We start from the raw sequence: 25,952 nt of genomic DNA, 5'->3' as shown, positions 1-25,952 counted from the left end.
GATGGAACCGAAAAAAACTGGTGCCCATGACGCGGATCGAACGCGTGACCTCTCCCTTACCAAGGGAGTGCTCTACCACTGAGCCACATGGGCGAATTCTGTACTGCAATCACCGGACCGTCCGGCAACTCACCGGAAACCCGGGCGCCTGCGACGACCTCGTTGGAGCGGGTGAAGGGAATCGAACCCTCGTCGTAAGCTTGGAAGGCTTCTGCTCTACCATTGAGCTACACCCGCCTACCTGGTACTGCTACTGCCGCGGACCCCACCGCCGCCAAACCTTCCGGCCAAAATTTTGACCAGCCGCTTGAGTTACAGCACGCTTCAAGCCACTGGCCACGAATTTCACCGAAAAGCAAAGCCGTTGGTGGAGGGGATTGGATTCGAACCAATGTAGGCGCAAGGCCAACAGATTTACAGTCTGCCCCCTTTAACCACTCGGGCACCCCTCCGCCGGGGAACGAAAGATTATGAAGGAGTCTGAATCGAATGTCAATTCACGCTCCCGGCCTATCCGTATCCGTCCCCAGGGCAGTTCGCTAATATAGACGAAAACGCCACCGCGCCCGACGCGCCCACCCCTTCGAGATACTCCCATGCACCAGGAAGCCATCGTCATCAGCCGCGCCGGCGGCCCCGAAGTCCTCGTTTCCGAGAATCGCCCCGTTCCCGCCCCCGGCCCGGACGACGTGCTCATCCAGGTAAGCTGGGCCGGCGTCAACCGGCACGATTGCGGCCAGCGCTCCCGCGGCCCCAACGACCATGAGTCGGACGTTCCCGGCTTGGAGGTGGCCGGCCGGGTGCATGCCGTGGGCGCCAACGTCCGCGACCTCGCTCCAGGCACCCCGGTCTGCGCCCTGGTGGACGGCGGCGGCTACGCGCAATACGCCTTGGCCCACCGCGCCCTGGTGCTGCCCGTGCCGGACTCGCTCACGCTCGAGCAGGCCGCCTGCCTGCCCGAGGCGGCCTTCACCGTCTGGTACAACTTCTTTTCAGTGGCCGCCATGCAACCCGGCGAAACGGCGCTCATCCACGGCGGGACCAGCGGCATCGGCGTATTCACCATCCAGTTGCTGCGCGCGCTGGGCCACCCGGTCTACGCCACCAGCGGCAGCGACGAGAAATCGGCTTTCGCGCAGTCCCTGGGCGCCAGCCGGGTGTTCAACTACCGTACCGAAGCCTTCGCCGAGATCATGGCCCGCGAGGGCCTGGCCGCGGACGTGGTGCTGGACATGTCGGGCGGGCGGCACACCGAACAGAACCTGGCCGCGCTGGCCTACGGCGGCCGCATCGTGCACCTATCGGGCGGCTCGGGCGCGCCGCTCCAGGCCTCCCTGCGCGCCATCATGCAGAAAGAGGCACGCATCACCGGCTCGATGATGCGCCCGCTGCCGCTGGACCGGAAGATGCGGGTGGCCGAGGCCCTGCGCACCCGGGTCTGGCCGCTGCTGGGCAAGGAGATCCGGCCCGTGATCCAGCGCACCTACCCGCTGTCGCAGGCCGCCCAGGCCCATCGCGACATGGAAACGGGCGACCACATCGGCAAGCTGCTGCTGGAAGTGCGGGCCTGATGCGGGCGCGGCTGCCCTCGCGCCGCCCTACAGGTCCAGGGCGACCGCTTCCTTGATGGTGGACAACGCGAAACTGGAGCGGATGTCCACGACGGACGGATGCTTCATCAGCGTATCCATCGCGAATTTCGAAAAATGCGCCAGGTCCCGCACCTGGACGCGCACCAGATAATCCATGTCGCCCGTCATCGCGTAGCAGGCCACGACCTCGGGCCAGGCCTGCACGTCGCGGGCGAACTGCTCGATGGGCGCGTGGCCGCCGTTGACGTGCTTCTGCAGGCGCACGCTGACGTAGGCCAGGAGACCCAGCCCTACCTTTTCCGGATCTACCACCGCCATGTACTGGCGGATCACCCCCCGCTCTTCCAGGCGCCGGACCCGCCGCAGGCAAGGGCTGGGCGACAAGGCCACGCGTTCGGCCAGTTCCTGGTTCGTCAGGCGTCCATCGCGCTGCAATTCCACCAGGATCCGCCGGTCCGTCCGATCCAATTCAATTTCCGCCATCTTCCGCCCCGATTCCCTATATTTCTTTTATTTTATTGCTCAGAACACCTTTATTCGAGCAATCTTTGGAATCATTCGCCTCGCGATCATTCCTACAATGCCGTCTGGGATTCCTTTCGATCAGAGGCGCGCGGCGCCACAGCGGAGACAGCCATGACCACCCCCTTCCAGCCCTGGGACAACCCCATGGGTACCGCCGGATTCGAATTCGTCGAATACGCCGCTCCGGATCCCGCCGCCCTGGGCAAGGTGTTCGAAGGCCTGGGCTTCAAGGCGATCGCTCGCCACCGCCACAAGAACGTGCTGCTTTACCGCCAGGGCGGCATCAATTTCATCGTCAACGCCGAACCCGACTCGTTCGCGCAGCGCTTCGCTCGCCTGCACGGCCCTTCGATCTGCGCGATCGCCTTCCGGGTGAACGACGCGGCGGCGGCCTACAAGCGCGCGCTGGAGCTGGGCGCCTGGGGCTTCGACGGGCACAGCGGCCCCATGGAGCTGAACATCCCGGCCATCAAGGGCATCGGCGACTCGCTGATCTATTTCGTTGACCGGTGGCGCGGCAAGAACGGCCGCAACGGCGGGATCGGCGACATCGACATCTACGACGTGGACTTCGAGCCGCTGGAGCCGGCGCGAGCCAGCGAGGACGCGGGCCACCGCGGCGCCGGCCTGACCCTGATCGACCACCTGACGCACAACGTGCACCGGGGCCGCATGAGCGAGTGGGCGGATTTCTACGAACGGCTGTTCAATTTCCGCGAGATCCGCTACTTCGACATCGAGGGCAAGGTCACGGGCGTCAAGTCCAAGGCCATGACCTCGCCCTGCGGACGCATCCGCATTCCCATCAACGAGGAAGGCAACGACGAGAAGGGCCAGATCCAGGAATACCTGGACCTCTACCACGGCGAGGGCATCCAGCATATCGCGCTGGGCACGGACGACATCTACGCCACCGTCGAGGCGCTGCGGGCCTCGGGCGTGGTCTTCCTGGACACGCCGGACACGTACTATGAACTGCTGGACAAGCGCCTGCCGGGCCACGGCGAAGACGTCGCGCGGCTGGCGAAGAACCGCATCCTGCTGGACGGCGCGCCCGGCGGCGGCCTGCTGCTGCAGATCTTCACGCAGACCGTGATCGGCCCGATCTTCTTCGAGATCATCCAGCGCAAGGGCGACGAAGGCTTCGGCGAAGGCAACTTCAAGGCCTTGTTCGAATCGATCGAGCTGGATCAGATGCGGCGCGGGGTGTTATAGCGGTAGAAGCCCCCCCCTACGCCCTTACGGGCGCCCCCCAGGGGGCGATGCGGGTGGACCGGCGGAGCCGGATCCACCGCATCCTGGGTCTAGTGCCGCTGTCTTGGGGCGTAGCATCGTTGCCATCGCTGACTGCCAACTGTGCGGCATGCCGAGAGGCGGGGCGGAAACTTGCGTTTTGCCGTCCGGCCGTCTCACTGCCGGGCGGAGCCTACCGTCCGGATGCCGTCCACCGGGGGGAGCTTGGTGGCCTGGACTTCGACACGCTGGCCACCCTGGTCCAGCACCACGCCGCCGCCCAGGACCTCGGCCAGCGTGACGCCTTCGGCCAGTTGGGTGCCCACGGCATAGGCGCGGGCGGGACGGCCGTCTATGGCCAGGACCGCGGAGCCGCGGGGGCCGGCGGCGATGAGGCCCGCCACCACCACCTGGATCTTCGCCCCGGCCCCGGTGCCGAACCAGCCGGCCACCGGATCGGTGTCGGCCTGCAGGGCGCCGTCGCTTACCGCGGTGGGCGGGGCGGGCGGGGGGGAGGGCGCCAGCAGGATGGCTCCCCACACGCCTATGCCCGCCGCGAGCGCCAGCAGCGCGACGAAGGTGCTCGATCGGGGGAGACTGGGGATTACCCGCATCACTGACTCCGGCAGGGGCCGCCTTGGCGCGGCCGGTCAAAACGGTCCATTTTGCGGGGGGAATGTGACAGGGATACCCGCATCATGAATTGTCATCTAAAGCAGCGATAATAGGTGCCGCAAAAATTACGACACGGAGTTTACGCTGTGACACGGTCACGCTCTATCCGCGCCCGGCGCCAGGCCGGCTTTACCCTGATCGAGATCATGGTCGTCGTGGTCATTCTGGGCATCCTGGCGGCGCTGGTCGTGCCGCGGGTGCTCGATCGGCCCGACCAGGCCCGGGCGGTTGCCGCCCGGCAGGACATTTCCGGCATCATGCAGGCGCTGAAGCTGTACCGCCTGGACAACGGCCGCTACCCCACGACCGAACAAGGCCTGCGTGCCCTGGTCGAACGGCCCGCGACCGGACAGGTGCCTCCGAACTGGAAGCAGTACCTCGACCGCCTGCCCGCCGATCCCTGGGGCAATCCGTACCAATACCTGAACCCGGGCGTACACGGCGCCGACGTCGACGTGTTTTCGCTGGGCGCCGACGGCCAGCCCGGCGGCGAAAACGCCAATGCCGACGTCGGTTCCTGGGACCTCTGATCCCCGGCGCCGCCCCGCTGCCCGCGGCGTCGGCGCAGGCCCCCGGCGCGCCCGGGGGTTCACGCTGATCGAATTGATGGTCGTGGTCGTGATCGTCGGCATCGCCGCTGCGGCCGTGACCATCCGGGCCTTTCCCGACCGCCGCAAGCTGCTCCGGGACGACGCCGAACGGCTGGCCCAGCTGTTCTCGGTGGCCCAGGGCGAGGTCCGCGCCGACGGTCGCCGCATCACCTGGCAGGCGGACGAGCAAGGCTACCGCTTCGTCCGCCGCGCCCGCGCGCTGACGCCGGGCGCGGTCACGGCCGCGGGCACCTCCTCCACCACGCTGGACACCTTCGGCCGCGACGAACTGCTGCGGCCACGACGCTGGGCCGACGGTCCGGTCACCGTGCAGGTCGAGCCGCCCGGCCCGCCCGTATTCACGTCGGAGTGGATTCCGGGTCCGCTCATCGTCAGGCTGCGCAACGCCGACGCGATCGTGACCATCCTGCGCGACGAGGCGGGACGCTATGCGGTCCAGTGAAGCCGGCTTCACCCTGGTCGAAGTGCTGGTCGCCCTGGCCATCGTGGGCGTGGCGCTGGCCGCGTCGGTACGGGCGGTCGGCCTGATCGCGCAGAACAATGCCGCGCTGCGCGCCAAGTCGCTGGCGCTGGTCGAGGCCGAGAACCAGTTGGCCGAGCTGCGCCTGGCCCGCCTCATGCCCAGCCCCGGACGCCAGCTGGTCAACTGCCCGCAGGGCGGTCAGGCCATGCAGTGCGAACAGGTATTCACCAATTCGGACAACACCAACATCCGCCAGGTGATGATCCGCGTCCATCCCGAAGGCGATCCCGACCGCGTGCTGGCGCAGGTCAACGGCTTCCTGAGCGCGCTGCCATGACCCGACGCGCGCAGGCCGGCTTCACGCTGATCGAGGTCCTCGTCGCCATTTCCCTGATGGCGGTGGTGGCCATCATCTCGTGGCGCGGGCTGGAGAACGTCAGCGCCCTGCAGCGACGGCTGGCGGGAGATGCCGACGAGGTCGAGAGCGTCACGCGCATGCTGGGCCAGATGGAGCGCGACCTGGCGATGCGCGCGCCGGACGCGCTGCTGGACACCGGCACCGCCACGGCCACCGGCGCGCGTCTGCCGCAAAGCCTGCGCATCACGATCAAGGAAACGCCCGACGCCTCGGCCACGCTGGAGATCATCCGCGCCGACGCCGCCGATCCGGCCGGCTGGCAGCGCGTCGTCTGGTTCCTGGACGGCACGGTGCTGCGCCGCGCGGCCGGCGCCTCGGCCCGCCTCTATCCCCTGCCCGCGGCGGGCGGCGGCGCGGCGATCCTGGGCGGCGTGACGCGTTTCGTCATACGCGCCTGGGTACCCGGCCAGGGCTGGATCAATACCCCCTTTCCCGCCACCGGCACCCCGTTCACCGGCCTGGAGCTGTCGGCCGAACGCCGGACCGGCGAACGCGTGGAACGCTATCGCCGCGTGGTGGTGCTCGAATGACGCGGCGGCCCGACCCTCGCGCCAGGCGCCGGCAGCGCGGCATGGCGGTAATCAGCGCGCTGCTGATCGTGGCCGCCGTGGCCGTGCTGGTAACCGGCCTTTTCCAGCGCCAGGCGGCGTCGGTGCGGGCGGTCGAGAACGAACAGGCCCGCATCCAGGCCCGCTGGCTGTTGCTGGGCGGCCTGGACTGGGCGCGGCTGGTCCTGCGCGAGGACGCCCGCCGCAACAACACCACGCGCCTGGGCGAGCTGTGGGCCACGCCCGTGGCCGATACCCGCATCACCCGCCCCGGGGACGACCGGGTGGCCCTGTTCTCCGGCCGCATCGAGGATGAACAGGGCAAGTACAACCTGCGCAACCTGGCCAAGGCCGGCGTGCCGCAGCCCATGGAGATCGCGGCCCTGGACCGGCTGTGCGCGATGCTGGGCCTGCCCGGCAGCCTGGCGCCGCGGATCGCCGTGCGGATCGCCAGCGCGCAGGCGGTGCCGGGCACTTCCGGAGAAACGGGTACGGGAACAGGAACGGGTACGGGCAGCGGCACGGGAACCGGCCAGAACGGGGAAGCAAGCCAGGGCCGCGGCCCTTCCGCCCCGATGATACGGACGGTGGACGACCTGGAAGGCATCACCGACGTGGACGAAAAGACCATCGAAGCCCTGCGCCCCTACGTCACGGTGCTGCCCGAAACCACCGCGGTCAATGCCAACACGGCCCCCGCCGAGGTGCTGGCGGCGGTGGTGCCGGGCCTGTCGCTGGCGCAGGCCCGCGCGCTGACCGAGCAGCGCAACGCCGGCACCTGGTTCAACGACCGTGCCGATTTCGGCAACCGCCTGGCCAATCCTGACATTACTATCAGCGACTCGCAGATCGTCACCGCCAGCAAGTGGTTCATGGTTTCCGGCACCGTGACGCTGGAGCGCGCTGCCGTCACAATGCAGGCGCTCGTCTCGCGGGCCAATGCCAATTCACCCACCGTGGTCTGGAAGAGGGAGACCAATTGAAGACAACGTTGCGGCTAGAGCTGCCCGCCCTATCCCTGCTGCATGCCGACTCGCGGGTGGCGTTCGCGCTGCTGGACCGGCAGCATGCCGTCCAGCGGACGGGCGAACTGCCGCTGGCCGAACTGGCCGCGGCCGTGCCGCCCAGCCGCGTCGAGGGCATCCTGCACCCGGCCGACAGCGTGCTGACCACCGTCACGGTGCCGCCCCTGCCCACGCACCGGCTGCAGGCCGCCGTCGCCGGAGCGGTCGAGCCCATGCTGCTGGGCGACATCGAAGGCCTGGCGGTCGCCCACGGCGCCCGCGCCGGCGATGGCTCCGTCTCCGTGGCCTGGGCGGCCCGCGAGCCGCTTGCGCGCGCCCTGCGGCTGCTGGCCGACAGCGGCCTGCCCGCCGACGCCCTGGTGCCGGCTCCGCTGGCCCTGCCGCTGACCGACACGGGCTGGACCGTGCTGGTGCGCGACGACCACGTGGTGGTGCGCACCGGTCCCCAGGCCGGCCAGGTCTGGGCCATCGACCCGTTCGCGACGACCGATGCCGATCCGGCGGTGGCGGCGCTGCTGCCCGCGCTCGAGCAGGATGCGCCCGGTGTCGTCGGCTGGATCGACCCGCAGCCCGCGGGCTGGCCCGAACTCTCGGCGACCGAGCGGCGCGCGTTGCCCACCGGGGCGCGCTGGCAGGGCGTGCTTCCGGGGTGGTCGCTGGCCCTGGCCGACCTGCAACCCCATCGCTCCGGCCGTTCGCCGTGGCGCCAGCCGGCCGCCTGGGCGGCCGGCGCGGCCGCCGTGTGGCTCGTGGGCCTGAACATCCACGCCTGGCAACTGGGCCGCGAGGAAGTCGCCCTGCGCCAGCGCATGGCCACCCAGGTCAAGACGGCGTTCCCGGACATTCCCGTGGTGCTGGATCCGCTGCGCCAGGCCGAACAGCGGCGCGATGCGTTGCGAGCCGCGGGCGGCGAATTCGGCTCATCCGATTTCCTGCCGCTGGCGCTGGCGACCACGCAACTGCTGCCGGCCGCCACGAACAACGTCGTCGCGCTGCGCTACACCCAGGGCGAACTGAAGCTGGAGCTGGTGGACGACGGCATAGGCATGGTCGCCAAGGCCGGCGCCGCGCCGCCACCGGCGCCAACGCAGCAGCAACAGGCCACGCATGGCCTGCGGCGCCTCATGCAGCGCCGGGAACAGGCCGCCGCGCCCGCGCCCACGGCAGCGCCCGTGGCCAGCCGGATGGAAATCGATCCGGCCATCCTGCAGCGCGCCGAGGGCCTGGGCCTGCAGGTCACGCACGACGACGGCGTCTGGACCATCCGCTCCGCCGCCAGCGCGGGCCAGGACGGGGGCACGCGCCCGGCGCCCCAGGGCGGCGGCGTGCGCATTCAACAGGACAACCCGCGACGATGAATCTCCCCGCTTTCAAACTTTCCATGCCGCCGGCGCTGGCCCGGCTGGGCGAAGACGCCGGACGGCGCTGGGCCCGGCTCGCACCGCGCGAGCGCCGCCTGCTGAGCATCGCCGGCGCGGTGGCCGGCATCGCCCTGGTGTTCCTGCTGTTCATCGAACCCGCCTGGACCCGCGCCAACCGACTGGAAGCGCAATTGCCGCTGCTGCGCACGCAGGCGGCCCGCGTCGACGCGCTGACGACCGAGGCGCGCAGCCTGCAGCGGGTGACCAGCGGCCGGATGACGGCCGACGAAACCCGCCAGGCCCTGGCCCAGAGCCTGGAGCGCGCCGGCATCGCCGCCGAGGTCGCTCCCGCCGACGCACCGGCGGGCACCAGCGGCGATGCCTGGCAGGTCACCGTCGACCGGGTGCAGGCCGCGGGCCTCATGCAGTGGCTGGCCTCGGTGCCCGGCCGCACCCGCCTCCAACTGGCGCAAGCCGATCTCGAACGCCCCACGGACGATAACGGACGCCTGCTGACGGGCAAGGCGTCGGGCGTCCTGGTCTTCACCCCGGCCACGGCCGGACAGGGCCGCTGATGCGCACCTGGCTCAAGATCCTCCTGTGCGTCCTGGTGGCCCTGGCCGCCGCCCTGGCGGTACTGCCGGCCCGCTGGCTGATCGCGATCCTGCCCGCCCAATGGCCGGTGGCGGTGGTCGACGCCTCGGGCACCATCTGGCGCGGCAGCGCGCTGCTTGCCCTCGGTTTCCCCGAGGCCCGCAGCACCCTGCCCACGCCCGTCGAATGGAAGACGACATGGGACGGCGGCCCGGCGGTCGAGATCCGCCATCCCTGGCTGGACGGCCCGCTGGGGCTGCGCCTGCAGACCAACGGCTTCCTGCTGTCGGGCCGCACGCTGAAGCTCCCCGCCTCGACGCTGGCGCAGCTGGGCGCGCCCTTCAACACCCTGCGCCCCACCGGCGACCTGCGGCTCAAGTGGCCGTCCCTGCGGCTCAACGGCGGCATTCCGCCCGGCGAGCTCCTGGACGCCGAGTGGAGCGACGCCGGTACCGCGCTGTCGCTGCTGCGGCCCATCGGCCACTATCGCGCGCGCCTGACCGGAGAAGCCGGCGGCGCCGTCGCGCTCGCGCTGTCCACGCTGTCCGGCCCCCTGACCATGGAAGGGTCCGGACGCTGGGCCGCGCGTACCGGCTTCCGCTTCAACGGGGTCGCCCGCCCCGCCCCCAATGCCTCGCCCGAGGCCCGCGCCGCGCTGCAAAGCACGCTATCGGCGCTGGGTCGCCGCTCGGGCGACGATTCCATCCTGCAAATCGGCCGCTAACATCATGCCTATGCTCAACCAAGCCCCTTTCCGCAACCGACCGGCCCCGGCACCCTTCGCCCGGACGCTGGCCGCGGCGGTCTCCTCGGCCATGCTGGCGCTGGCCGTACCGCCGGCCGGAGCGGCCGCCGCCGCAGGCCCCGCCAATGCCTCGGCGGCCGACGGCGTGGTGCTCAACTTCGTCAACACCGAGCTGGAAGCGGTGGTACGCGCGCTGGGGCAGTTCACCGGCAAGACCTTCCTGGTCGATCCGCGGGTGAAGGGCCAGCTGACACTGGTTTCCGAGAACCCCGTCAACCGCGACACGGCCTATCGCATGCTGCTGGGCGCGCTGCGCATGCAGGGCTTCGCGGTGGTGGAAGTGGATGGCGTCAGCAAGGTGGTTCCGGAAGCCGACGCCAAGCTGCAGGGCAGTCCCGTCACCAGCGGCGCCGGCGCCAACAGCGGCCAGCTCGTCACGCAGGTGTTCAAGCTCAACTACGAAAGCGCGACCAATCTCGTGCCCGTGCTGCGGCCCATGATCGCGCCGAACAACCCGATCAACGCCTACCCGGGCAACAACACGCTGGTCATCACCGACTACGCCGACAACCTCAAGCGCATCGCCAACGTCATCGCCAGCGTCGATACGCCCTCGGCCATCGCCACGGACCTGATCGAGATCAAGTACGGCATCGCCACCGACGTGGCCGCGCTGGTCACCAAGCTGCTCGACCCGGGTACCGGCGGCGACGCCACGCAGCGGATCACCGCGGTGGCGGACCCGCGCACGAACAGTGTGCTGCTGCGGGCCAGCAGCCCGGCGCGCAACAAGCTCGCGCGCGACCTGATCGCCAAGCTGGACAACCCAGCCGCCCGTGCCACGAACATGCACGTCGTCTACCTGCGCAACGCCGAAGCGGTCAAGCTGGCCGAAGTGCTGCGCGGCGTGCTGACCGGGCAGTCGGGCACCGGCACGATGGGCGGTACCGGCAGCCTGGGCGGCGGGATGAGCGGCGGCCTCGGCACGGGCCTGGGCGGCTCGACCGGCCTCTCGGGCAACAACACCTCGTCCCTCGGCAATAATTCCAATACCTCGGGCACGTCCGGCGCCCTGGGCGGCGCGACCGGGCTGGGCGGCTCCAGCACCCTGGGCAGCGGCACGACCCAGGCCGGCTCGACCGTGTTCACGGGCGGCGGCGCGACGGTGCAGGCCGACGCCACCACCAACACGCTCATCATCACCGCGCCCGAGCCGCTTTACCGCAGCCTGCGCGAGATCGTCGACCAGCTCGACGTGCGCCGCGCGCAGATCTTCGTCGAAAGCCTGATCGTCGAAGTCTCGGCCGAGACCGCCGCCGAGTTCGGCATCCAGTGGCTGACCGGGCTGGGCAACCTGAACGCGGGAAACGGCACCGCCGTGGTGGGCGGCACCAGCTTCGGCGGCACGGGTTCGAACATCATCGGCGCGGCACAGAACATAGGCTCCATCGGCAAGGGCCTGAGCATCGGCATCGCCAAGGGCTCGGTCAACATCCCGGGCATCGGCCAGGTCACCAACCTGGGCTTCCTGGCCCGTGCCCTGGAAACCCAGGCCGGCGGCAACATCCTCTCCACGCCCAATCTGCTGACCCTGGACAACGAACAGGCCAGCATCATCATCGGCCAGAACGTGCCCTTCATCACCGGCCAGTACGCGCAGACCGGCAGCACGTCCACCGTCAGCCCCTTCCAGACCATCGAGCGCAAGGACGTGGGCCTGACGCTCAAGGTCAAGCCGCAGGTATCCGAAGGCGGCACGGTGAAGATGACCATCTACCAGGAAGTCAGCAGCGTCGACGAGAGCAAGTCCAACAGCGCGGGCATCATCACCAACAAGCGCGCCATCGAATCCAACGTGCTGGTGGACGACGGCCAGATCATCGTCATCGGCGGCCTGATCCAGGACCAGGTCACCGGCAGCGTGGAAAAGGTGCCGGGGCTGGGCGACATTCCCGTGCTGGGCAACCTCTTCCGCTACGACAACCGCAAGCGCACCAAGACCAACCTCATGGTGTTCCTGCGGCCCTACGTGGTGCGCGAAGGCGGCTCGCAAAGCAGCCTGATGATCGACCGCTACGAATACATGCGCGCGCAGCAGGCCCAGGCGCAGCCCGGCTCGCACTGGCTGCTGCCCGACATGCAGGCGCCCCAGCTGCCGCCGCGCGTGCCGGGCGTGGGCGATCCCGTCCAGAGCGGCCGCGCCGGGGCGGGCAACGTGCCCCCCACGACCATTCCGCGCGACGTCTCCGCCCTGCAATCGACCGACCCGACCATCGTGCTCCAGGTGTTCGGCGCGCCCTCGGAAAGCGAAGCCCAACTGGCGGCGCGCCGGGTGGCCGACGCCGGCATGAGCGCCTACGTGGTCCACGACGACGCGCAGCGCTGGGACGTGCGCATGCGCGTGGCGCGCGACCGCGTCACGGTGGACACGACACTGGCGGCCCTGCGCGACCTGGGCTATGCCGCCGAGATCGTGACGCGGCCATGAATCCGCTGCCTTATTCGTGGGCCCGCGCCCAGCGGGCACTGCTCAGCATGCGGCCCGACGGCAACCTGCTGACGGTCAGCCCGCGCACGCCGGCCTGGGCCATCGCCGAGGTCCAGCGCCGCCATGGCGCGGTGCGCATCGCGCGGATTTCCGACGCCGAACTGGAAACCCGCCTGACCGCGGCCTACGCCGACACCGGCGACGCCGCCGCAGTGGTGGGCGCCGCCGAGAACGAGATCGACCTGGCGCGCCTGATGCAGGATATCCCCGAAGTGGAAGACCTGCTCGAAACCCAGGACGACGCGCCCGTCATCCGGATGATCAACGCGCTGTTCACCCAGGCCGCGCGCGACGGAGCGAGCGATATCCATATCGAGCCCTTCGAGACCCACTCGGTGGTGCGCTACCGCGTGGACGGGACGCTGCGCGACGTGGTCAGCCCGCGCAAGGCGCTGCACGCGGCATTGATCTCGCGCATCAAGATCATGGCCAACCTCGACATCTCGGAAAAGCGCCTGCCGCAGGATGGCCGCATCGCGCTGCGCGTGGGGGGCCGTCCCATCGACGTGCGGGTATCCACGCTGCCCACTGGGCACGGCGAACGCGCGGTGCTGCGCCTGCTGGACAAGGAAGCGGGCCGGCTCGAGCTGTCGCGCCTGGGCATGGACGCCGGATTGCTGCAACAGCTGGACCGGCTCATCCACCAGCCCCACGGCATCGTCCTGGTCACCGGCCCCACCGGCAGCGGCAAGACCACCACGCTGTACGCCGCGCTGGGCCGGCTCGATGCCTCCACCACCAACATCCTGACGGTGGAAGATCCGATCGAGTACGACCTGCCCGGCATCAGCCAGACCCAGGTCAACTCCAAGATCAGCATGAGCTTCGCGCTCGCGCTGCGCGCCATCCTGCGCCAAGATCCGGACGTGATCATGATCGGCGAGATCCGCGACCTGGAAACCGCGCAGATCGCGGTACAGGCCTCGCTGACCGGCCACCTGGTGCTGGCGACGCTGCACACCAACGACTCCGTGTCCGCGGTGACCCGCCTGACCGACATGGGCGTGGAACCCTTCCTGCTGTCGTCCTCGCTGCTGGGCGTGCTGGCACAGCGCCTCGTGCGGCGCCTGTGCCCCGACTGCAAGGCGCCGCACACCGAGCCGGACGGCCGCACGGTGTACCGGCCGGTGGGCTGCGCCACGTGCAGCCATACCGGCTACGTCGGCCGCACCGGCATCCACGAGCTCTACACCGTGGACGACACGCAGCGGCAACTGATCCATGAAGGCGCGGGCGAGCAGGAACTGCGCAGTGCCGCCCAGGCGGCCGGCATGCGCACCATGCGGCAAGACGGCGAGCGCTGGATCGATTCGGGCACGACCTCGCCTGAAGAAGTGGTGCGGGTAACACGGGATGTGTAGGAGGAAGGGCTGACATGCCTTCGTATCGCTTCGAAGCCGCCGACGCACTGGGCAAGCTCGACCGTGGGATGATCGACGCCGACAGCCCGCGCGCGGCGCGCGCCCAGTTGCGGGCGCGGGGGCTGACGCCCCTGGCCGTGGAGGAGGCCGGCGCCCAGCGCAGCAGCGGCGCAAGCCGCGGCTGGTTCGGCCCCCGCATGTCCGACTCGGAACTGGCCTGGGCGACGCGGCAACTGGCCAGCCTGCTGGCGGCCCGCCTGCCGCTGGACGCGGCGCTGACCGCGACGGCCGAACAATCCGAGAAAAAGCACGTATCCGAGGTCCTGGCCGCCGTGCGCGCCGACGTGCGGGCGGGCCACCGGCTGGCCGACGCGCTGGCCACCCGGCCGCGCGATTTTCCCGACATCTACCGCGCCCTGGTGGCGGCGGGCGAGGAGTCCGGCGACCTGGCGCACGTCATGGAGAAGCTGGCCGACTACATCGAGGAACGCAACGCCCTGCGCATCAAGGTCCTGACCGCCTTCATCTATCCCGCGGTGGTCGCCCTGGTATCGGTCGGCATCGTCATCTTCCTGCTGGGCTACGTCGTGCCGCAGGTCGTCAGCGCCTTTTCGCAGGCACGCCAGGAACTGCCCATGCTGACCCGCGTCATGCTGAGCCTGAGCGACTTCGTCCGCAGCTGGGGATGGCTGGTCGCCCTGGTCCTTGCCGCCGCGCTGACCGGCTGGCGCATGATGTTGCGCGCGCCCGCCACGCGACTGGCCTGGCACACCCGGTTGCTGAAGATGCCGCTGGCCGGCCGCTTCATCCTGGGCCTGGACGCCGCCCGCTTCGCCTCCACCCTGGCCATCCTGACCGGCAGCGGGGTACCGCTGCTGCGGGCGCTGGACGCGTCGCGCCAGACGCTGGGCAACGACCGCCTGCGGGCCAGCGTGGACGACGCCACGTCTCGCGTGCGCGAGGGCGTATCGCTGGCCTCGGCGCTGCAGGTACAGAAGACCTTTCCGCCCCTGCTGGTGCACCTGACCGCCAGCGGCGAGAAGACCGGCACCCTGCCCGAGCTGCTCGAACGCGCGGCGCAGACGCTGTCGCGCGAGGTCGAGCGCCGCGCCATGGCGTTGACGGCACTGCTCGAACCGCTGATGATCCTGCTGATGGGCGGCTTCGTGCTGCTGATCGTACTGGCGGTGTTGATGCCCATCATCGAAATCAACCAGCTCGTGCGCTAGCGCACGTTGCACCGGCGGCGCCAGCGCCGCCGGGTTCGCCGCATCCGACTCATGAAGAAACCCGCCGGCCATTCCAACGACCACCTCGAGAATTCGTTGGGATACCTGCTGCACCGCGCGGCCCACATCATCGCCGCCACCTTCGGCGACGAACTGAAGGCGGACGACATCCCGCTGTCCGTCTGGCGCGTGCTGGCCACGCTGAACGACCGCGACCACCAGTCGCTGAGCGAACTCGCCAGCCATACCGGCGCCGAACTGTCCTACCTGTCGCGCACCGTGGCGCAGGCCGAAGAGCGCGGCTTCGTCATGCGCTCGGCGCAACCGGGCGACAAGCGCGCGACCAGCGTCTCCATTACCCCCGCGGGACGGGCCATCGTCCGCAAATTCTCTCCGTTGACGCAGACCCTGCAAAAGCAGTGGCTGGCCGACATACCCGACGCCGACGTGGAAGCCACCTTCCGGACGTTGCGCGCCGTGTACCGGAACGCGGTCGCCGGCGCTTCGCCCTCTTCTCCGGTCAACCGCAAGATCACGGTGGCCCGCAGGGTCAACAAGCGCGCGACGCTCAAGGCCGACTCGCACTGACCCGCCTTTTCCCCCGGGGAATTCCCTAGGATCTTCGTCGCGCCAAAAAGGTTGTTTAAACTACCATTTAGTGATCCAATGCTTCGCATGCGCTGCGTGGGCATGACTCGTGTCGAGAACTGCTCCGTGGTTCCGATGCCATTGCTTGCCCGAGGTCCACCATGAAGCTCGTCACGATCGACGCGACCCCCGGCGGGATTGCCGGCGCCCTGCTGGAATCCGGCGAGATCCTGCACCTTGGCCGCGCGGCGGCCCCCGGCACGATAGAGGCCTGGCTGCCCGCAAGCGTGCGCGGCATCCTGCAGGCGGGCCCGGAAGGGCTGGAAGCCGTGCGCCGCCTGGTCCGCCGCGCGGAAGGGCTGGGCGCTAGCGAACGGGACCGGCTACGCAGCACGGGAGCCCTGACCGATGCATCGGCGACCCCGCTGCTGGCTCCGGTGCCTGATCCCCGTTTGATCCTTGCGGCGGGCCGCGCCTACGGCGCCCACGTCCGCGAGATGGGGGGCGGCCCGCCGCCCCATCCGACCGCCTTCCTCAAGAGTCCTGACAGCGTGGCCGGCCCCGGCGCCCGCATTCCCATCCCCGCCGGCATCGAACAGGTCGACTACGAAGGCGAACTGGCCGTCGTCTTCGGCCGCGCCTGCCACCGCGTGCGGCCGGCACAGGCGCTCGACCACGTCGCGGGTTACATGGCGGCCAACGACGTCTCGGCGCGCGACTGGATGCCGGGCGTCCAGGCCGCCCGCACCCCGGTCGAAGGACGCCAGAGCTGGGAACTCAACATCATGGGCAAGCAGTTCCCCTGCTTCACTCCCATGGGGCCGGTGCTGGCCACGAGCGACGCAGTCGGCGATCCGTCGTCGTTGCAGCTCGTCACCCGGCTCAACGGCCGCGTCATGCAATCGACCAGCGTCGGCGACCTGATCCATCCCATCGCCGAGACCATCGCCTACTTCTCGCAGTGGTACCGGTTCCAGCCCGGCGACGTGCTGCTGACCGGCACCCCGGCCGGCGTCGGCTTCGGCCGCGACCCGCAGGTCTTCATGCACCCGGGCGACCAGGTCGAGGTCGAGATCGCCGGCATCGGCACTTTGCGCAACGACATCGCGGCCGCCTGACGCATCCGCGACAAGAGAGGAGACCAGACATGAACATCGAAAGCATCGTCCCGGCGCCGGCCCATGCCGGGTCGGTCGTCAGGCCCTATGTGCTGTCCCATGGCACCCTGGAGTGCTATGACATCGAGAAATCCAGGCGCTTCTATGAAGAATTCCTGGGACTCGAATGCGTGCACCATGCCTCGCGCGGACTGTCCATCCGCTGCGGCCTGAAGTTCCACATCGTCTGCCTGGAAGTGGGAGAACGCCTGAAGCCCGTCAGCGTCTTCAACCACTGGGGCCTGGACGTCGCCACCCCGGCGCAAGTCGACGCTGCCTGGGAAGCCGCCAGGGCGCTCCAGGAAAAGTACGAGATCCGGCAGGTCCTGTCGGTCAAGAGCCAGCACGGCGTGTACTCGTTCTACCTGGAAGACCTCGACCATAACTGGTGGGAGATCCAGCATTACGACGGCTTCCAGCACGACGACGTCTTCGCCGCGGGCGATCGCCACAGCATGGCCGACCGCCCTTCCCAACGCCGGCTGCGCCAGGGCATCGACGCCACGCGCACGGACTGAGCGCCGGCCAGTTCCTCCAACGACAATCACCAGCGAGACACCGATGAACGACGACCTGCCCGTGCTCGACGCATTCACCCATCTCATGCCTCCCGCCTACCTGCGCGAGGTGGAGCGGCTTTCGACCAACCGCGACATCGCCAAGCGCCTGGGCACCGTGCCCATGCTCCATGACGTGCCCCGCCGCATCGAGATGATGAAGGGCTTCGGCGACTACCGGCAGGTGATCTCGCTGTCCCAACCCTCGGCCGACAACGTCCTGGGGCCGGAGGCCTCGCCCGCCCTCGCCCGGCTGGGCAACGACGGCCTGGCCGAGATCGTCGACCGCCACCGCGCCTACTTCCCGGCCTTCGTCGCGAGCCTGCCCTTGAACGACATCGAGGCGGCGCTGGAAGAATTCGACCGCGCCGTGCTCGAGCTGGGCGCCGCCGGTATCCAGATCGAGACCAACATACACGGCGCGCCGCTGGACCATCCGAGCTTCCTGCCCCTGTTCGAGCGCGCCGTCCACCACGACGTGCCGATCTGGATGCATCCCCACCGCGGCGCCGGCTACGCGGACTATCCGACGGAAGGCAAATCCCGCTTCGAGATCTGGCAGGTGCTGGGCTGGCCCTATGAAACCAGCGTGGCGATGGCGCGCCTGGTGTTCTCGGGGCTGATGACGCGCCTGCCCACGCTGAAGATCATCACTCATCACCTGGGCGGCATGATTCCCTACTTCGAAGGCCGCGTCGGCACGCTATGGGACCAGATCGGCGTACGCACCGCGGACGAGGACCTCGGCTACATCAAGGACATGCTCGGCGACCGCCCCGTCGACTGTTTCCGCCGGTTCTACGGCGACACGGCCGTGGGCGGCTCGGCCTCCTCCATACGCTGCGGACTGGACTTCTTCGGCAACGACCATGTGGTGTTCGCCAGCGACTGCCCGTTCGATCCCGAAGGAGGCCCGGGCTTCATCCGCGACACACTGCGCGCCATCCGGTCCCTGGCGCTGCCCGCCGACGCCCATCGCAAGATCTGCCATGACAACATCGCCGGGCTGATAGGCCTCGCGCACAAGGCCGCGCCCGCGGCAGCCACCAGCGTCCAGGAGGCCTGACATGAAACGCTTCGGGATCATGCTCACCGCCGCGCTGGCCGCCTTGACGGGTGGCGCGGGCGCACAGACCTTTCCCACGCGGCCCGTCACCGTCGTCGTTCCCTATACCCCCGGCGCCGGAGGGGATTTCGTCGCCCGCAAGCTGGCCCCGGAAATGGCGCGCGTCCTGGGCCAGCCCGTGGTGGTCGAGAACCGCGTCGGCGCAAGCGGCACCATTGGAACGTCCGGCGTGGCGAAGGCGCCTCCCGATGGGCACACCCTGCTCTCGACCGCCGACACCATCACCATGCTTCCGTACCTGTACAAAAGCGTCACCTTCTCGCCTTCAAAGGACTTCGCGCCGGTGGCCATGGTCGCGACCGGCACGTGGGCGCTGGCCGTCACGCCTTCGCTACCCGCGCACTCACTGGCCGAACTCGTCGAACTGGCCAAGAAGCGTCCCGGCGGACTGTCCTATGCCTCGCCCGGGCTCGGGACGCCGCACTACTTCCTGATGGAACTGTTCAAGCAGACCGCCAGGATCGACATGCTGCACGTCCCCTACAAGGGCATGTCGGGACTCGTCACCGACCTGATCGGCGGACAGGTGCAGGCCGCGCTGCTGTCCCTGAACGTGGCGCTGCCCCACGTGGCGGCGGGCAAGCTGCGGCTCGTCGCCGTCATCGCCGACCACCGCTCGCCGCTGGCGCCCGCCATACCCACCTTGCAGGAAGCCGGCTACGCCAACTTCCCGTTCGCGCCCTGGATAGGCCTACTCGCTCCCGCCGGCACTCCACGGCCCGTCGTCGAGCGTCTGCACCGCGCCGTCGGGCAGGCCCTCGCCTCGGCAGAAATCCGCGAATCGCTGCACCAGCAGGGGCTGGAAGTCGCCCTGAGTTCCCCCGAAGAACTGGGCACGCGCATCCGCGCCGACATGGAACGGTGGAAGGCATTGGTCGAACGCTCCGGCGTCGAGCCCGAATGAGCACGCGACCAGGCGAAGGGCAGCGCTTCCGGCGGAGTTGACGGCGGGGCGGCAGGCGCCTGATGATGCGCGGTGAAACGGCGCGCCGCCCCAACCGGGCGCGCCCCGCCACTCACCCAGGGACACGCCATGACGACCATCTACGATTTTTCCGCCACGGACATCGAAGGCCGCGACGTACCGCTCGAGCGCTTTCGCGGCAAGGTGCTGCTGGTGGTGAACGTGGCCTCGCAATGCGGATTCACCCCCCAGTACGCGGGCCTGGAAGCCATGTACCGCGCCTACCGCGAACGCGGCCTGGAAATCCTGGGCTTCCCCTGCGACCAGTTCGGCCACCAGGAGCCGGGCAGCAACGAGAGCATCCGGGACTTCTGCAAGCTCAACTACGACGTGACCTTCCCGATGTTCGCCAAGATCGACGTCAATGGCGACGGGGCCCATCCGCTCTACCGCTGGCTGAAAAGCGCCAAGCCCGGCCTGCTGGGCACCGGCGCCATCAAGTGGAACTTCACCAAGTTCCTGGTCGATCGAACCGGCGTGCCCATCGCCCGCTACGCGCCCACGGACAAGCCGGAATCGATCGGACCGGATGTCGAGGCGGCGCTGGGCTCCGGTCCGGCTTCGTCCTGACCGGCCACGATCAATCCCGCGCCTCGGCGTCCCTGCCTGGAATCTCCACCCCCGGGATACCCGCCAGGATCTCCGACAGGATATCGATGAACCCGTGAACCGGTGCGGAGAGCGTCTTGTGGCGCTGCCAGGCCACGACCACCTTGCGCCTGATGACCGGCTCGACCAGGGCCACGCTGCGCAGGGCTCCCCCGAACAACTCCGACGACAAGGCCATGGGCGGAATGATGGACAGCCACCCCGGCCTGAGCGTGACGTGCAACAGGCTCTGCAAGGAGTCGATTTCCAATTGCGGCCGCAAGACCAGTCCTTGCAGGCCGAACTGGGCGTCGATCAGGTTGCGCATGGACTTGTAGCGCGACGGCAGCACCAGCTGGAACCCGGCCAATTCATTTCCCCGCACGTGGTCCCGGTCCGCGAGGGTACTCCGATGACCGACCACCACCAGGGCTTCGGTGGAAATATCCCGGGTCTGCATGTTGAGCAGGTCCTGCGTCGTGCTGAGCAGCGCGCACTCCAGGTCGCCGGAGATCAGCCAACTGATCAGGTCGCTGCGGTACCCGTCGCGGGACAAGAATTCGACCGCCGGATGGCGCTCGCGGAACGCCTCCAGCGCCCGCGCCATCACGAACTGGTGAAACGACGCCTGGGCGCCGATCCGGATCTTGCCGCTGAACCGGTCCGCGCCGCTCGCCAATACCGCTCCCGCGCGTTCGAGTTCCGTCAGCACGCGGATGCAATGCCGGTAGAACTCGTGCGCCAGGGGATAGGGCGTCACGCCATGCGGGTCCCGGCTGAACAGTTGCACATCGTGATGTGCCTCCAGCCGCTTGATCTGCTGGCTGATCGCGGGCTGGACGACGTGCAGCCGGCGGGCTGCGCGCGTGATGCTGCCCTCTTCATAAAGCGCGACGAAGCAGCGTATCTGGCGTATGTCCATGCTGGGCACCCGGACAGGGAGTGATGCGCGCTTGGGGCCCGGGCATCCCGTTCAGCGGCTGGGAACGACACCCGGCGGCAGGCTCGCGACGTGCTCGGCGATCGCTCCGGGCGTCGTCAGCCATACCCGGTGGCGCTGCGAGGCGATATGGGACAGGATCCGCCGCAATTGCCTGATGCGATGGGGCTGTCCGGTCAGGAACGTATGCAGCGACAGGCAATATACCATCGGGTATTGCGCCGATTCCTGGAGCTGTTCGTCGAACGCATCGATGGCCATGCGCGTGAACTCCTCGTCGCTCGCTCCCCGGTTCACGTAGGCGGGCAGATCGTTGAGTTCCATCGACGGATAGGGCACCGCGAGAATGGGGCCGTGCTTGGTGCGGAACCACATGGGCTGGTCGTCGAACCACCAGTCGAGCATGTATTTCCATCCCAGTTCCTTGAGCAGTTCCGGCGTGTTCGGGCTCTGCGAGATGAACGGTCCCAGCCATCCGGCCGGCGCCTTGCCCTCATGCCGCTCGAACAGCGACTTGACCTCGCCCAGCATGGTCCGCTCGGCGTCCGGCGCCATGTCGGCCTGGCGCTCGGAGTTCGTACGCCCGTGTCCGACCATCTCGTCGCCACGCTGCCGGCATGCCTCCAGTACCTCCGGGCAGACGTCGTAGACCGATCCGTTGGCCAGCACCGCCAAGGGAAATCCGAACGACTCGAATTCCCGCAGGATGCGCCACACCCCCACGCGATTGCCGTAGTCGCGATAAGCGTATCCGCGGTGGTAGGGAGCGGATGGCATGGAGGTGAAATCGTTGCCGGGATTGCGCCCGAACTCGAAGCCCTCGATGTTGAGGGCGAAATAAACCGCCAACCGCCGCCCTTCGGGCCAGTCGTAGACAGGCCGGCTGACGATGGCGCTGTAGTCGTAGCGATCATTGCCGTGCTCGAACTTCTTCACTTCGCTTCCTCCTCCGATGCCGCCGGCGACAACGCTTCGAGCGCCGCCAGCAATGTCCTGGTATCCATCACGTCCGCGTACTTCTCCGCCATGTCGTACAGATTGACGGCATGCGAAGCCTGGTTCCGGTCATAGACCGCGTCCGAAGGCACGGCCACCCGGTAGTTGTAGGAAAAGGCGTCCACCACGCTGCTGCGCACGCAGCCCGACGTCGCGCATCCCGTCACCACCAGCGTGTCAGCGCCGGTATTGACCAGATAACTGGCCAGCGGGGTGCCGAAGAATGCGCTGGGATGTTTCTTGGGCAGCAGCACGTCGCCCTGGCGCGGCGCGATGGACTCCACGAACTCGTAGCCCTTGGCCGGGATCTGCATCATGGTCGGCACTTTCTCCGTCAATCGCCCCTGGTCGAAGCCGAACTTGGGCGCGACGTGGGGATACAGCACCGGCCAGTTTTTCGCGCGGAACAGCGCCAGCAGATCGGCGATGTGCTCGATCGCCAGCCAGGCGGTATCGCCGCAGGACGTGGCGAACTCCTGCACCGCCTGCTCGAACGGCATGGGCTTCGTCCCCGCCGTGCGGTACTGCACGTCGATGATCAACAGCGCCGGGCGACGGCCCAGCCCCGACGGCCGGCCAAAGCCGGCCAGGCGGGAAGCGGCCCGGTCTCGCTCGGGAATGAGCTGGTCCCATATTTCCGACATGTCGTTTTCCTCCTCAGCGCGCACCGCGCGCGATATCGACGATCCGGGCCGCGTCGCGGGCCTCGGTTCCCCGCCACGCCACGTGGCCATCAGGACGCACCAGCACAAGCGGCGCGCCATACGCCTCGGCCGCCTGCGCGGCGTCGATCCGGTGCACCGCCAGCGGCATCCCCCTGCGATCCGCCTCGCGCACGAATCGGGCAGCCTCGGCCATGGCCTCGTCGCCGAATGCCAGCAGCGCGAATCCCTTGCCGAACAGATCGAGCGTCGACCGCCCCGGCTCGAGCCAAACGTGCGGCGCGCGCGCGCCCGGGCGCGCGGTCTGCACATAGCGCGAATATTCGTCGGGAACCGGCGGCGTGCCGTCCGCCACGCACAGCGGCGAATCGTCGTAGCGGTATCCCATCTGCAACCCCCACGACTGCCATTCGTACTGCGTGGCGCGCTTCATCTGCCCGCCGATCTCGCGGCGCGCCGCTTCCGCCTGCGCCGTTTCCTCCAGCAGGTATTCGCATCGGGGCGGCGACACCCAGGTCTTGTAGTTGTGGGTCGAGTAGGCGGCATTGCGCACCGCCACCGGCTTGCGCTCCCGCGTGTAGGCCGGCAGCAGGGCCGGTCCGCCCCATCCCTCGATCATCGCCTGCAGCTTCCACCCCAGGTCGGCCACGTCGCCCAGGCCGGTATTCATGCCCATGCCTCCCGTGGGCGACATCGTGTGTACGGAATCGCCGGCCAGCAATACCCGTCCCTGCCCGTAGCTTTCGGCTACCAGTTCCGCCCGCTTCCATGGCAGGATGGACACCACCTCGAACGCGATCCGGTCCGTGCCCAGCGCACGCAGCACCCAGGCCCTGGCGTCGAAGGCATCCATATCGAACTTCGACGCCGTGCCGTACACGGTCAGCCGCCACACCTCGCGCCCGTCTATCACCGTGACGTTGCCCCACGTTCCTTCCGGTCCGATCAGCAGGAACCGTTCGGCGGCCTGCTTGCCGCACTGCGCCAGCAGCCCCGGGCAGAAGAACAGCACGCTCATCGAATAATTCAGATGCCCCCTGCCCTCCATCTCTATGCCGAGACCGGTCCGGACCGTGCTGCCCCCGCCGTCGCAGCCGACCAGATAGTCGGCCCGGATCGTCAGCGGCGCGCCCCGGCGCAGGTCCGTCGCGCGGACCAGGACACGTTCCTCGTCCTGCTCGAAGCCATCGACCCGCGTCTCGACCCGAAGCGTGCCGCGGCCGCTGTCCCGCAGCGCCGCCTTCAGGACCGGATCGAGCCAGTGCTGCGGGCAGCGCTGCTTCTTCTCCGGCGACCACTCCGGCAGCGGCATGGCCGCCAGCGCGGGATACTCGTCCCTGGCCAGCGTATGGCCGGCCAGGCTGGTGCAGAACTCGATGGAAAGCGCGAAATCGTCGGGAAACCCGCTTTCCCGAACCGACTGCGCGATCCCCCAGCGCCGGAAGAGCTCCATCGTCCGCACGGAAACGAACCCGGCGCGCGGATGGGTCACATGCCCGTCCTCCTTTTCCAGCACCACCGCATCGATGCCCCGCCACGCGAGATCCAGCGCCAGGGACAAGCCCACCGGGCCGGCCCCCACGATCGCGACCGGGGTGGACAACACTTCTTCAGTCATACAGTCACTCCACCGAAACCTTTGCATCCATCACCACCTGCTTCCATTTCCTGCCTTCGGCCACCACCGCCGCCGAGAACTGGTCCGGCGTCTCGTCCACGGGCATGTAGCCGAGCTTGGCGATTTCCGCCCGCACCGACGGGTGCTGGCTGGCGTGGCGGAATGCGCTGTTCAGCTTCGCCAGCACATCGGCGGGAATTCCCTTGGGCGCCACCAGCCCGAACCATTCGAGCGACTCGAACCCGGGATAGCCGCTTTCGGCCAGGGTCGGCAGATCGGGGACCAGCGGGTTGCGCTCCAGGCTGGAAATGGCGATGGGGCGCAGGCCGCCGTCCTGCATGTGGGGCAGCATGTGCCCCAGGGCGATGAACGCCATGTCCAGGTGATCGCCAGTCAGGTCCGTCAGTACCTGCGCGTTGCCCTTGTAGGGGACATGGATCATGTCGATCCCGGCACGCGCCTTGAACAGCTCGCCGGTCAGGTGGATGATCGACCCGACGCCCGCGGAGCCGAAACTCAGCCTGCCCGGCTTGGCCTTGGCCAATGCCACGACGTCCGCGACCGTGCGCACGGGCAGCTTGCTGTTGACCGCCAGTACCAGCGGCCCGCGCACGGCGCGGCTGACCGGCTGGAACGAAGCAAGCGGATCGTAGGGCAGCGAGGCATACAGCGACGGCGCGACCGCCAGCGTGCTGGTGCCGCCCCACAGCAGCGTGTAGCCGTCGGCCGCCGCGCGGGCCGCCAGCCCGCCCCCCAGGGTGCCGCCGGCGCCCGGCCGGTTGTCCACCACGACGGTCTGGCCCAGTTCGGGGGAAATGGCACGCGCGAAGATGCGCGCGGTGACATCGGTCGGCCCCCCCGCCGCGAACGGCACGATCAACGTGACGGGACGGCTGGGATAGTCCGCCGCCCAGGCCGCGGACAACGCGGCCGCGGACAGGGTCCAGGCCAACAGGACTCGGGCGTGACGATGCCACGCTTGTCTGGAAGCGTTCATGCGATTCTCCTGAAGTTGCGCGGTCGCCGCCGCGCCGGGAAAACTAGACGGGAATGCGGGCGGCCCATCCGCCGTAGAGCGGCTCTCCCACCCGCTCGGGAGCCAGGTAGGCCGCGCCGCCGGCCTCCCTCACCATGGCCCAGGCCAGGCACAGGTTGGAAGACAGGACCGGCTTGCCGGTCATGGACGAGACTTCGACCAGGGCCCTGAGCGTCGGCATGCCGGTTCCGGTGAACATGATGGCGTCGGCATCCTGCCAGCGCAGCCGGCTGAACGACGACATCACCAGGGGAGTCGTGATGCCGTAGATGTCGCGCGTATCGCTGGTATCCAGCGACACCGAGGCGCAATCGGCGATGTCCAGGCCCACGGCTTTCCAATAGTGTTTGCTGGCCTCGACCAGGAACGGCGGATAGGGCGCGAACAGGGCGACCCGCTTCGCGCCCAGATGGTCCAGGGCCCGGCGCAGCGCCTGCGCCGAGGAAATGATCGGATAGCCGAAGCGCGCCGACGCGGCATCCAGCGCGCGCCGTTCCTCATCCGCCCCGACCAGATACGAGCTGCCGGTGCAGGCATAGCCCAGCACGTCCAGTTTGGCGCTGTCGTAGGTCTCCAGGCTGGCCGGCAGATTGCCCAGGTAGTCGATCAGCCGCTGGCGCGAATCCGTGCGGCTGCCTTGCAGACGCGTGACGAGCATCGAGAATCCGGCAGGCAGCAGGGCCGCCAGCTCGGGCTCGACCACGGGATTCGCCTGCGGAACCGCCACGCCCAGCACCGCACCGTTGCCGTACTCGCGTACTACGTCGCTCATGACATTCCTTCGTTCGAGAG

Annotated in this window: 27 protein-coding genes and 3 tRNA genes; 19 read left to right on the top strand and 11 right to left on the bottom strand. The window is 68.8% G+C overall.

Annotation, left to right across the window (positions count from 1 at the left end; all coding sequences use genetic code 11):
* Nucleotides 1-18: 18 nt before the first annotated feature.
* From R4823_RS02285 to R4823_RS02275, 3 genes are all read right to left on the bottom strand, one after another.
* Nucleotides 19-93: transfer RNA gene (locus tag R4823_RS02285), tRNA-Thr, on the bottom strand.
* Between the two features lie 70 nt (nucleotides 94-163).
* A tRNA-Gly gene (locus tag R4823_RS02280) sits at nucleotides 164-237 on the bottom strand.
* Nucleotides 238-365: 128 nt separating this feature from the next.
* Nucleotides 366-452: transfer RNA gene (locus R4823_RS02275), tRNA-Tyr, on the bottom strand.
* A 144-nt stretch (nucleotides 453-596) separates the two neighbouring features.
* Between R4823_RS02275 and R4823_RS02270 the strand changes: the two genes are divergently transcribed.
* Nucleotides 597-1,571, top strand: a complete 975-nt coding sequence (locus R4823_RS02270) for an NAD(P)H-quinone oxidoreductase (protein WP_338617251.1) — start codon at nucleotides 597-599, stop codon at nucleotides 1,569-1,571.
* Nucleotides 1,572-1,598: 27 nt separating this feature from the next.
* On the opposite strand, the gene R4823_RS02265 is transcribed toward R4823_RS02270, so the two are convergent.
* A complete protein-coding gene (locus R4823_RS02265) occupies nucleotides 1,599-2,075 on the bottom strand; it encodes an Lrp/AsnC family transcriptional regulator (protein WP_087838391.1) in 477 nt (158 codons plus the stop codon).
* A 153-nt stretch (nucleotides 2,076-2,228) separates the two neighbouring features.
* On the opposite strand from R4823_RS02265, the gene hppD reads away from it, so the two are divergent.
* The gene (gene hppD / locus R4823_RS02260; protein ID WP_087838392.1) at nucleotides 2,229-3,332 is read left to right on the top strand and encodes a 4-hydroxyphenylpyruvate dioxygenase; all 1,104 of its coding nucleotides are present in this window, start codon (nucleotides 2,229-2,231) and stop codon (nucleotides 3,330-3,332) included.
* 194 nt (nucleotides 3,333-3,526) lie between these two features.
* Here hppD and R4823_RS02255 read toward each other — a convergent pair whose 3' ends face one another.
* Nucleotides 3,527-3,964 carry a hypothetical protein gene (locus R4823_RS02255; RefSeq protein ID WP_207958638.1) on the bottom strand — a complete coding sequence of 146 codons (438 nt, stop codon included), beginning with the start codon at nucleotides 3,962-3,964 and terminating at the stop codon, nucleotides 3,527-3,529.
* Nucleotides 3,965-4,111: 147 nt separating this feature from the next.
* On the opposite strand from R4823_RS02255, the gene gspG reads away from it, so the two are divergent.
* The 17 genes from gspG (at nucleotide 4,112) to R4823_RS02170 (ending at nucleotide 19,890) form a co-directional block, all read left to right on the top strand.
* Nucleotides 4,112-4,555, top strand: coding sequence for a type II secretion system major pseudopilin GspG (gene gspG, locus R4823_RS02250; protein ID WP_165963155.1), 444 nt, complete (start codon nucleotides 4,112-4,114; stop codon nucleotides 4,553-4,555).
* A complete protein-coding gene (locus tag R4823_RS02245) occupies nucleotides 4,527-5,078 on the top strand; it encodes a prepilin-type N-terminal cleavage/methylation domain-containing protein (protein ID WP_087838394.1) in 552 nt (183 codons plus the stop codon). Before gspG ends, R4823_RS02245 begins: the two co-directional genes overlap by 29 nt.
* Nucleotides 5,065-5,436 carry a type II secretion system minor pseudopilin GspI gene (gene gspI / locus R4823_RS02240; RefSeq protein WP_087838395.1) on the top strand — a complete coding sequence of 124 codons (372 nt, stop codon included), beginning with the start codon at nucleotides 5,065-5,067 and terminating at the stop codon, nucleotides 5,434-5,436. The genes R4823_RS02245 and gspI overlap by 14 nt, the downstream gene beginning before the upstream one ends.
* Nucleotides 5,433-6,047 carry a prepilin-type N-terminal cleavage/methylation domain-containing protein gene (locus tag R4823_RS02235; protein WP_087838396.1) on the top strand — a complete coding sequence of 205 codons (615 nt, stop codon included), beginning with the start codon at nucleotides 5,433-5,435 and terminating at the stop codon, nucleotides 6,045-6,047. Before gspI ends, R4823_RS02235 begins: the two co-directional genes overlap by 4 nt.
* Before the next feature lie 41 nt (nucleotides 6,048-6,088).
* The gene (gene gspK, locus R4823_RS02230; protein ID WP_243724517.1) at nucleotides 6,089-7,048 is read left to right on the top strand and encodes a type II secretion system minor pseudopilin GspK; all 960 of its coding nucleotides are present in this window, start codon (nucleotides 6,089-6,091) and stop codon (nucleotides 7,046-7,048) included.
* Nucleotides 7,045-8,448 carry a type II secretion system protein GspL gene (gene gspL, locus R4823_RS02225; RefSeq protein ID WP_165963154.1) on the top strand — a complete coding sequence of 468 codons (1,404 nt, stop codon included), beginning with the start codon at nucleotides 7,045-7,047 and terminating at the stop codon, nucleotides 8,446-8,448. The genes gspK and gspL overlap by 4 nt, the downstream gene beginning before the upstream one ends.
* Nucleotides 8,445-9,026 carry a type II secretion system protein GspM gene (gene gspM, locus R4823_RS02220; RefSeq protein ID WP_087838398.1) on the top strand — a complete coding sequence of 194 codons (582 nt, stop codon included), beginning with the start codon at nucleotides 8,445-8,447 and terminating at the stop codon, nucleotides 9,024-9,026. The genes gspL and gspM overlap by 4 nt, the downstream gene beginning before the upstream one ends.
* On the top strand, nucleotides 9,026-9,769 hold the full coding sequence (gspN, locus tag R4823_RS02215; RefSeq protein WP_087838399.1) for a type II secretion system protein N: 744 nt from the start codon (nucleotides 9,026-9,028) through the stop codon (nucleotides 9,767-9,769). Before gspM ends, gspN begins: the two co-directional genes overlap by 1 nt.
* A gap of 4 nt (nucleotides 9,770-9,773) precedes the next feature.
* Nucleotides 9,774-12,278, top strand: a complete 2,505-nt coding sequence (gene gspD, locus R4823_RS02210; RefSeq protein ID WP_243724516.1) for a type II secretion system secretin GspD — start codon at nucleotides 9,774-9,776, stop codon at nucleotides 12,276-12,278.
* Nucleotides 12,275-13,699, top strand: coding sequence for a type II secretion system ATPase GspE (gspE, locus tag R4823_RS02205; protein WP_087838400.1), 1,425 nt, complete (start codon nucleotides 12,275-12,277; stop codon nucleotides 13,697-13,699). Before gspD ends, gspE begins: the two co-directional genes overlap by 4 nt.
* A gap of 14 nt (nucleotides 13,700-13,713) precedes the next feature.
* On the top strand, nucleotides 13,714-14,928 hold the full coding sequence (gene gspF, locus R4823_RS02200; protein WP_087838401.1) for a type II secretion system inner membrane protein GspF: 1,215 nt from the start codon (nucleotides 13,714-13,716) through the stop codon (nucleotides 14,926-14,928).
* Between the two features lie 51 nt (nucleotides 14,929-14,979).
* Nucleotides 14,980-15,516 (top strand): MarR family transcriptional regulator, encoded by a 537-nt coding sequence (locus R4823_RS02195; RefSeq protein WP_087838402.1) that lies wholly within the window; start codon nucleotides 14,980-14,982, stop codon nucleotides 15,514-15,516.
* Between the two features lie 161 nt (nucleotides 15,517-15,677).
* The gene (locus tag R4823_RS02190) at nucleotides 15,678-16,634 is read left to right on the top strand and encodes a fumarylacetoacetate hydrolase family protein (protein ID WP_087838403.1); all 957 of its coding nucleotides are present in this window, start codon (nucleotides 15,678-15,680) and stop codon (nucleotides 16,632-16,634) included.
* A 29-nt stretch (nucleotides 16,635-16,663) separates the two neighbouring features.
* A complete protein-coding gene (locus R4823_RS02185; RefSeq protein ID WP_087838404.1) occupies nucleotides 16,664-17,191 on the top strand; it encodes a VOC family protein in 528 nt (175 codons plus the stop codon).
* Between the two features lie 43 nt (nucleotides 17,192-17,234).
* Nucleotides 17,235-18,296: an amidohydrolase family protein gene (locus R4823_RS02180; RefSeq protein ID WP_243724515.1), complete on the top strand. Its 1,062-nt coding sequence runs from the start codon at nucleotides 17,235-17,237 to the stop codon at nucleotides 18,294-18,296.
* A gap of 1 nt (nucleotide 18,297) precedes the next feature.
* Nucleotides 18,298-19,260 carry a tripartite tricarboxylate transporter substrate binding protein gene (locus tag R4823_RS02175; protein ID WP_087838405.1) on the top strand — a complete coding sequence of 321 codons (963 nt, stop codon included), beginning with the start codon at nucleotides 18,298-18,300 and terminating at the stop codon, nucleotides 19,258-19,260.
* Nucleotides 19,261-19,389: 129 nt separating this feature from the next.
* The gene (locus R4823_RS02170; RefSeq protein WP_279814460.1) at nucleotides 19,390-19,890 is read left to right on the top strand and encodes a glutathione peroxidase; all 501 of its coding nucleotides are present in this window, start codon (nucleotides 19,390-19,392) and stop codon (nucleotides 19,888-19,890) included.
* 10 nt (nucleotides 19,891-19,900) lie between these two features.
* Here the strand turns inward: R4823_RS02170 and R4823_RS02165 are convergent, their stop codons facing one another.
* Genes R4823_RS02165 through R4823_RS02140 form a run of 6 tightly spaced genes read right to left on the bottom strand, consistent with a single transcriptional unit; the run spans nucleotide 19,901 to nucleotide 25,932 of the window.
* Nucleotides 19,901-20,830, bottom strand: a complete 930-nt coding sequence (locus R4823_RS02165; RefSeq protein ID WP_338617242.1) for a LysR family transcriptional regulator — start codon at nucleotides 20,828-20,830, stop codon at nucleotides 19,901-19,903.
* Nucleotides 20,831-20,881: 51 nt separating this feature from the next.
* A complete protein-coding gene (locus R4823_RS02160; protein ID WP_338617241.1) occupies nucleotides 20,882-21,784 on the bottom strand; it encodes a polysaccharide deacetylase family protein in 903 nt (300 codons plus the stop codon).
* A complete protein-coding gene (locus R4823_RS02155) occupies nucleotides 21,781-22,488 on the bottom strand; it encodes an isochorismatase family protein (RefSeq protein WP_338617239.1) in 708 nt (235 codons plus the stop codon). Before R4823_RS02155 ends, R4823_RS02160 begins: the two co-directional genes overlap by 4 nt.
* Before the next feature lie 13 nt (nucleotides 22,489-22,501).
* A complete protein-coding gene (locus R4823_RS02150) occupies nucleotides 22,502-24,124 on the bottom strand; it encodes an FAD-dependent monooxygenase (RefSeq protein WP_338617236.1) in 1,623 nt (540 codons plus the stop codon).
* 4 nt (nucleotides 24,125-24,128) lie between these two features.
* Nucleotides 24,129-25,121: a tripartite tricarboxylate transporter substrate binding protein gene (locus R4823_RS02145; protein ID WP_338617232.1), complete on the bottom strand. Its 993-nt coding sequence runs from the start codon at nucleotides 25,119-25,121 to the stop codon at nucleotides 24,129-24,131.
* 43 nt (nucleotides 25,122-25,164) lie between these two features.
* Nucleotides 25,165-25,932: a hypothetical protein gene (locus tag R4823_RS02140; protein ID WP_338617229.1), complete on the bottom strand. Its 768-nt coding sequence runs from the start codon at nucleotides 25,930-25,932 to the stop codon at nucleotides 25,165-25,167.
* Nucleotides 25,933-25,952: the final 20 nt, after the last annotated feature.

Source organism: Pigmentiphaga sp. CHJ604 (genome assembly GCF_036972535.1).
Taxonomy (GTDB): Bacteria; Pseudomonadota; Gammaproteobacteria; order Burkholderiales; family Burkholderiaceae_B; genus Pigmentiphaga; species Pigmentiphaga daeguensis.
This window is presented reverse-complemented; position numbering and strand designations above follow the sequence as displayed.

What these genes read in the sequence shown, in the direction of transcription:
- R4823_RS02270 (WP_338617251.1), top strand. Translation starts at nt 597, where the DNA reads ATGCACCAGGAAGCCATCGTCATCAGCCGCGCCGGCGGCCCCGAAGTC.
- R4823_RS02265 (WP_087838391.1), bottom strand. Translation starts at nt 2,075, where the DNA reads ATGGCGGAAATTGAATTGGATCGGACGGACCGGCGGATCCTGGTGGAA.
- hppD (WP_087838392.1), top strand. Translation starts at nt 2,229, where the DNA reads ATGACCACCCCCTTCCAGCCCTGGGACAACCCCATGGGTACCGCCGGA.
- R4823_RS02255 (WP_207958638.1), bottom strand. Translation starts at nt 3,964, where the DNA reads ATGCGGGTAATCCCCAGTCTCCCCCGATCGAGCACCTTCGTCGCGCTG.
- R4823_RS02245 (WP_087838394.1), top strand. Translation starts at nt 4,527, where the DNA reads ATGCCGACGTCGGTTCCTGGGACCTCTGATCCCCGGCGCCGCCCCGCT.
- gspI (WP_087838395.1), top strand. Translation starts at nt 5,065, where the DNA reads ATGCGGTCCAGTGAAGCCGGCTTCACCCTGGTCGAAGTGCTGGTCGCC.
- R4823_RS02235 (WP_087838396.1), top strand. Translation starts at nt 5,433, where the DNA reads ATGACCCGACGCGCGCAGGCCGGCTTCACGCTGATCGAGGTCCTCGTC.
- gspK (WP_243724517.1), top strand. Translation starts at nt 6,089, where the DNA reads ATGGCGGTAATCAGCGCGCTGCTGATCGTGGCCGCCGTGGCCGTGCTG.
- gspM (WP_087838398.1), top strand. Translation starts at nt 8,445, where the DNA reads ATGAATCTCCCCGCTTTCAAACTTTCCATGCCGCCGGCGCTGGCCCGG.
- gspN (WP_087838399.1), top strand. Translation starts at nt 9,026, where the DNA reads ATGCGCACCTGGCTCAAGATCCTCCTGTGCGTCCTGGTGGCCCTGGCC.
- gspD (WP_243724516.1), top strand. Translation starts at nt 9,774, where the DNA reads ATGCCTATGCTCAACCAAGCCCCTTTCCGCAACCGACCGGCCCCGGCA.
- gspE (WP_087838400.1), top strand. Translation starts at nt 12,275, where the DNA reads ATGAATCCGCTGCCTTATTCGTGGGCCCGCGCCCAGCGGGCACTGCTC.
- gspF (WP_087838401.1), top strand. Translation starts at nt 13,714, where the DNA reads ATGCCTTCGTATCGCTTCGAAGCCGCCGACGCACTGGGCAAGCTCGAC.
- R4823_RS02195 (WP_087838402.1), top strand. Translation starts at nt 14,980, where the DNA reads ATGAAGAAACCCGCCGGCCATTCCAACGACCACCTCGAGAATTCGTTG.
- R4823_RS02190 (WP_087838403.1), top strand. Translation starts at nt 15,678, where the DNA reads ATGAAGCTCGTCACGATCGACGCGACCCCCGGCGGGATTGCCGGCGCC.
- R4823_RS02185 (WP_087838404.1), top strand. Translation starts at nt 16,664, where the DNA reads ATGAACATCGAAAGCATCGTCCCGGCGCCGGCCCATGCCGGGTCGGTC.
- R4823_RS02180 (WP_243724515.1), top strand. Translation starts at nt 17,235, where the DNA reads ATGAACGACGACCTGCCCGTGCTCGACGCATTCACCCATCTCATGCCT.
- R4823_RS02175 (WP_087838405.1), top strand. Translation starts at nt 18,298, where the DNA reads ATGAAACGCTTCGGGATCATGCTCACCGCCGCGCTGGCCGCCTTGACG.
- R4823_RS02170 (WP_279814460.1), top strand. Translation starts at nt 19,390, where the DNA reads ATGACGACCATCTACGATTTTTCCGCCACGGACATCGAAGGCCGCGAC.
- R4823_RS02165 (WP_338617242.1), bottom strand. Translation starts at nt 20,830, where the DNA reads ATGGACATACGCCAGATACGCTGCTTCGTCGCGCTTTATGAAGAGGGC.
- R4823_RS02155 (WP_338617239.1), bottom strand. Translation starts at nt 22,488, where the DNA reads ATGTCGGAAATATGGGACCAGCTCATTCCCGAGCGAGACCGGGCCGCT.
- R4823_RS02150 (WP_338617236.1), bottom strand. Translation starts at nt 24,124, where the DNA reads ATGACTGAAGAAGTGTTGTCCACCCCGGTCGCGATCGTGGGGGCCGGC.
- R4823_RS02145 (WP_338617232.1), bottom strand. Translation starts at nt 25,121, where the DNA reads ATGAACGCTTCCAGACAAGCGTGGCATCGTCACGCCCGAGTCCTGTTG.
- R4823_RS02140 (WP_338617229.1), bottom strand. Translation starts at nt 25,932, where the DNA reads ATGAGCGACGTAGTACGCGAGTACGGCAACGGTGCGGTGCTGGGCGTG.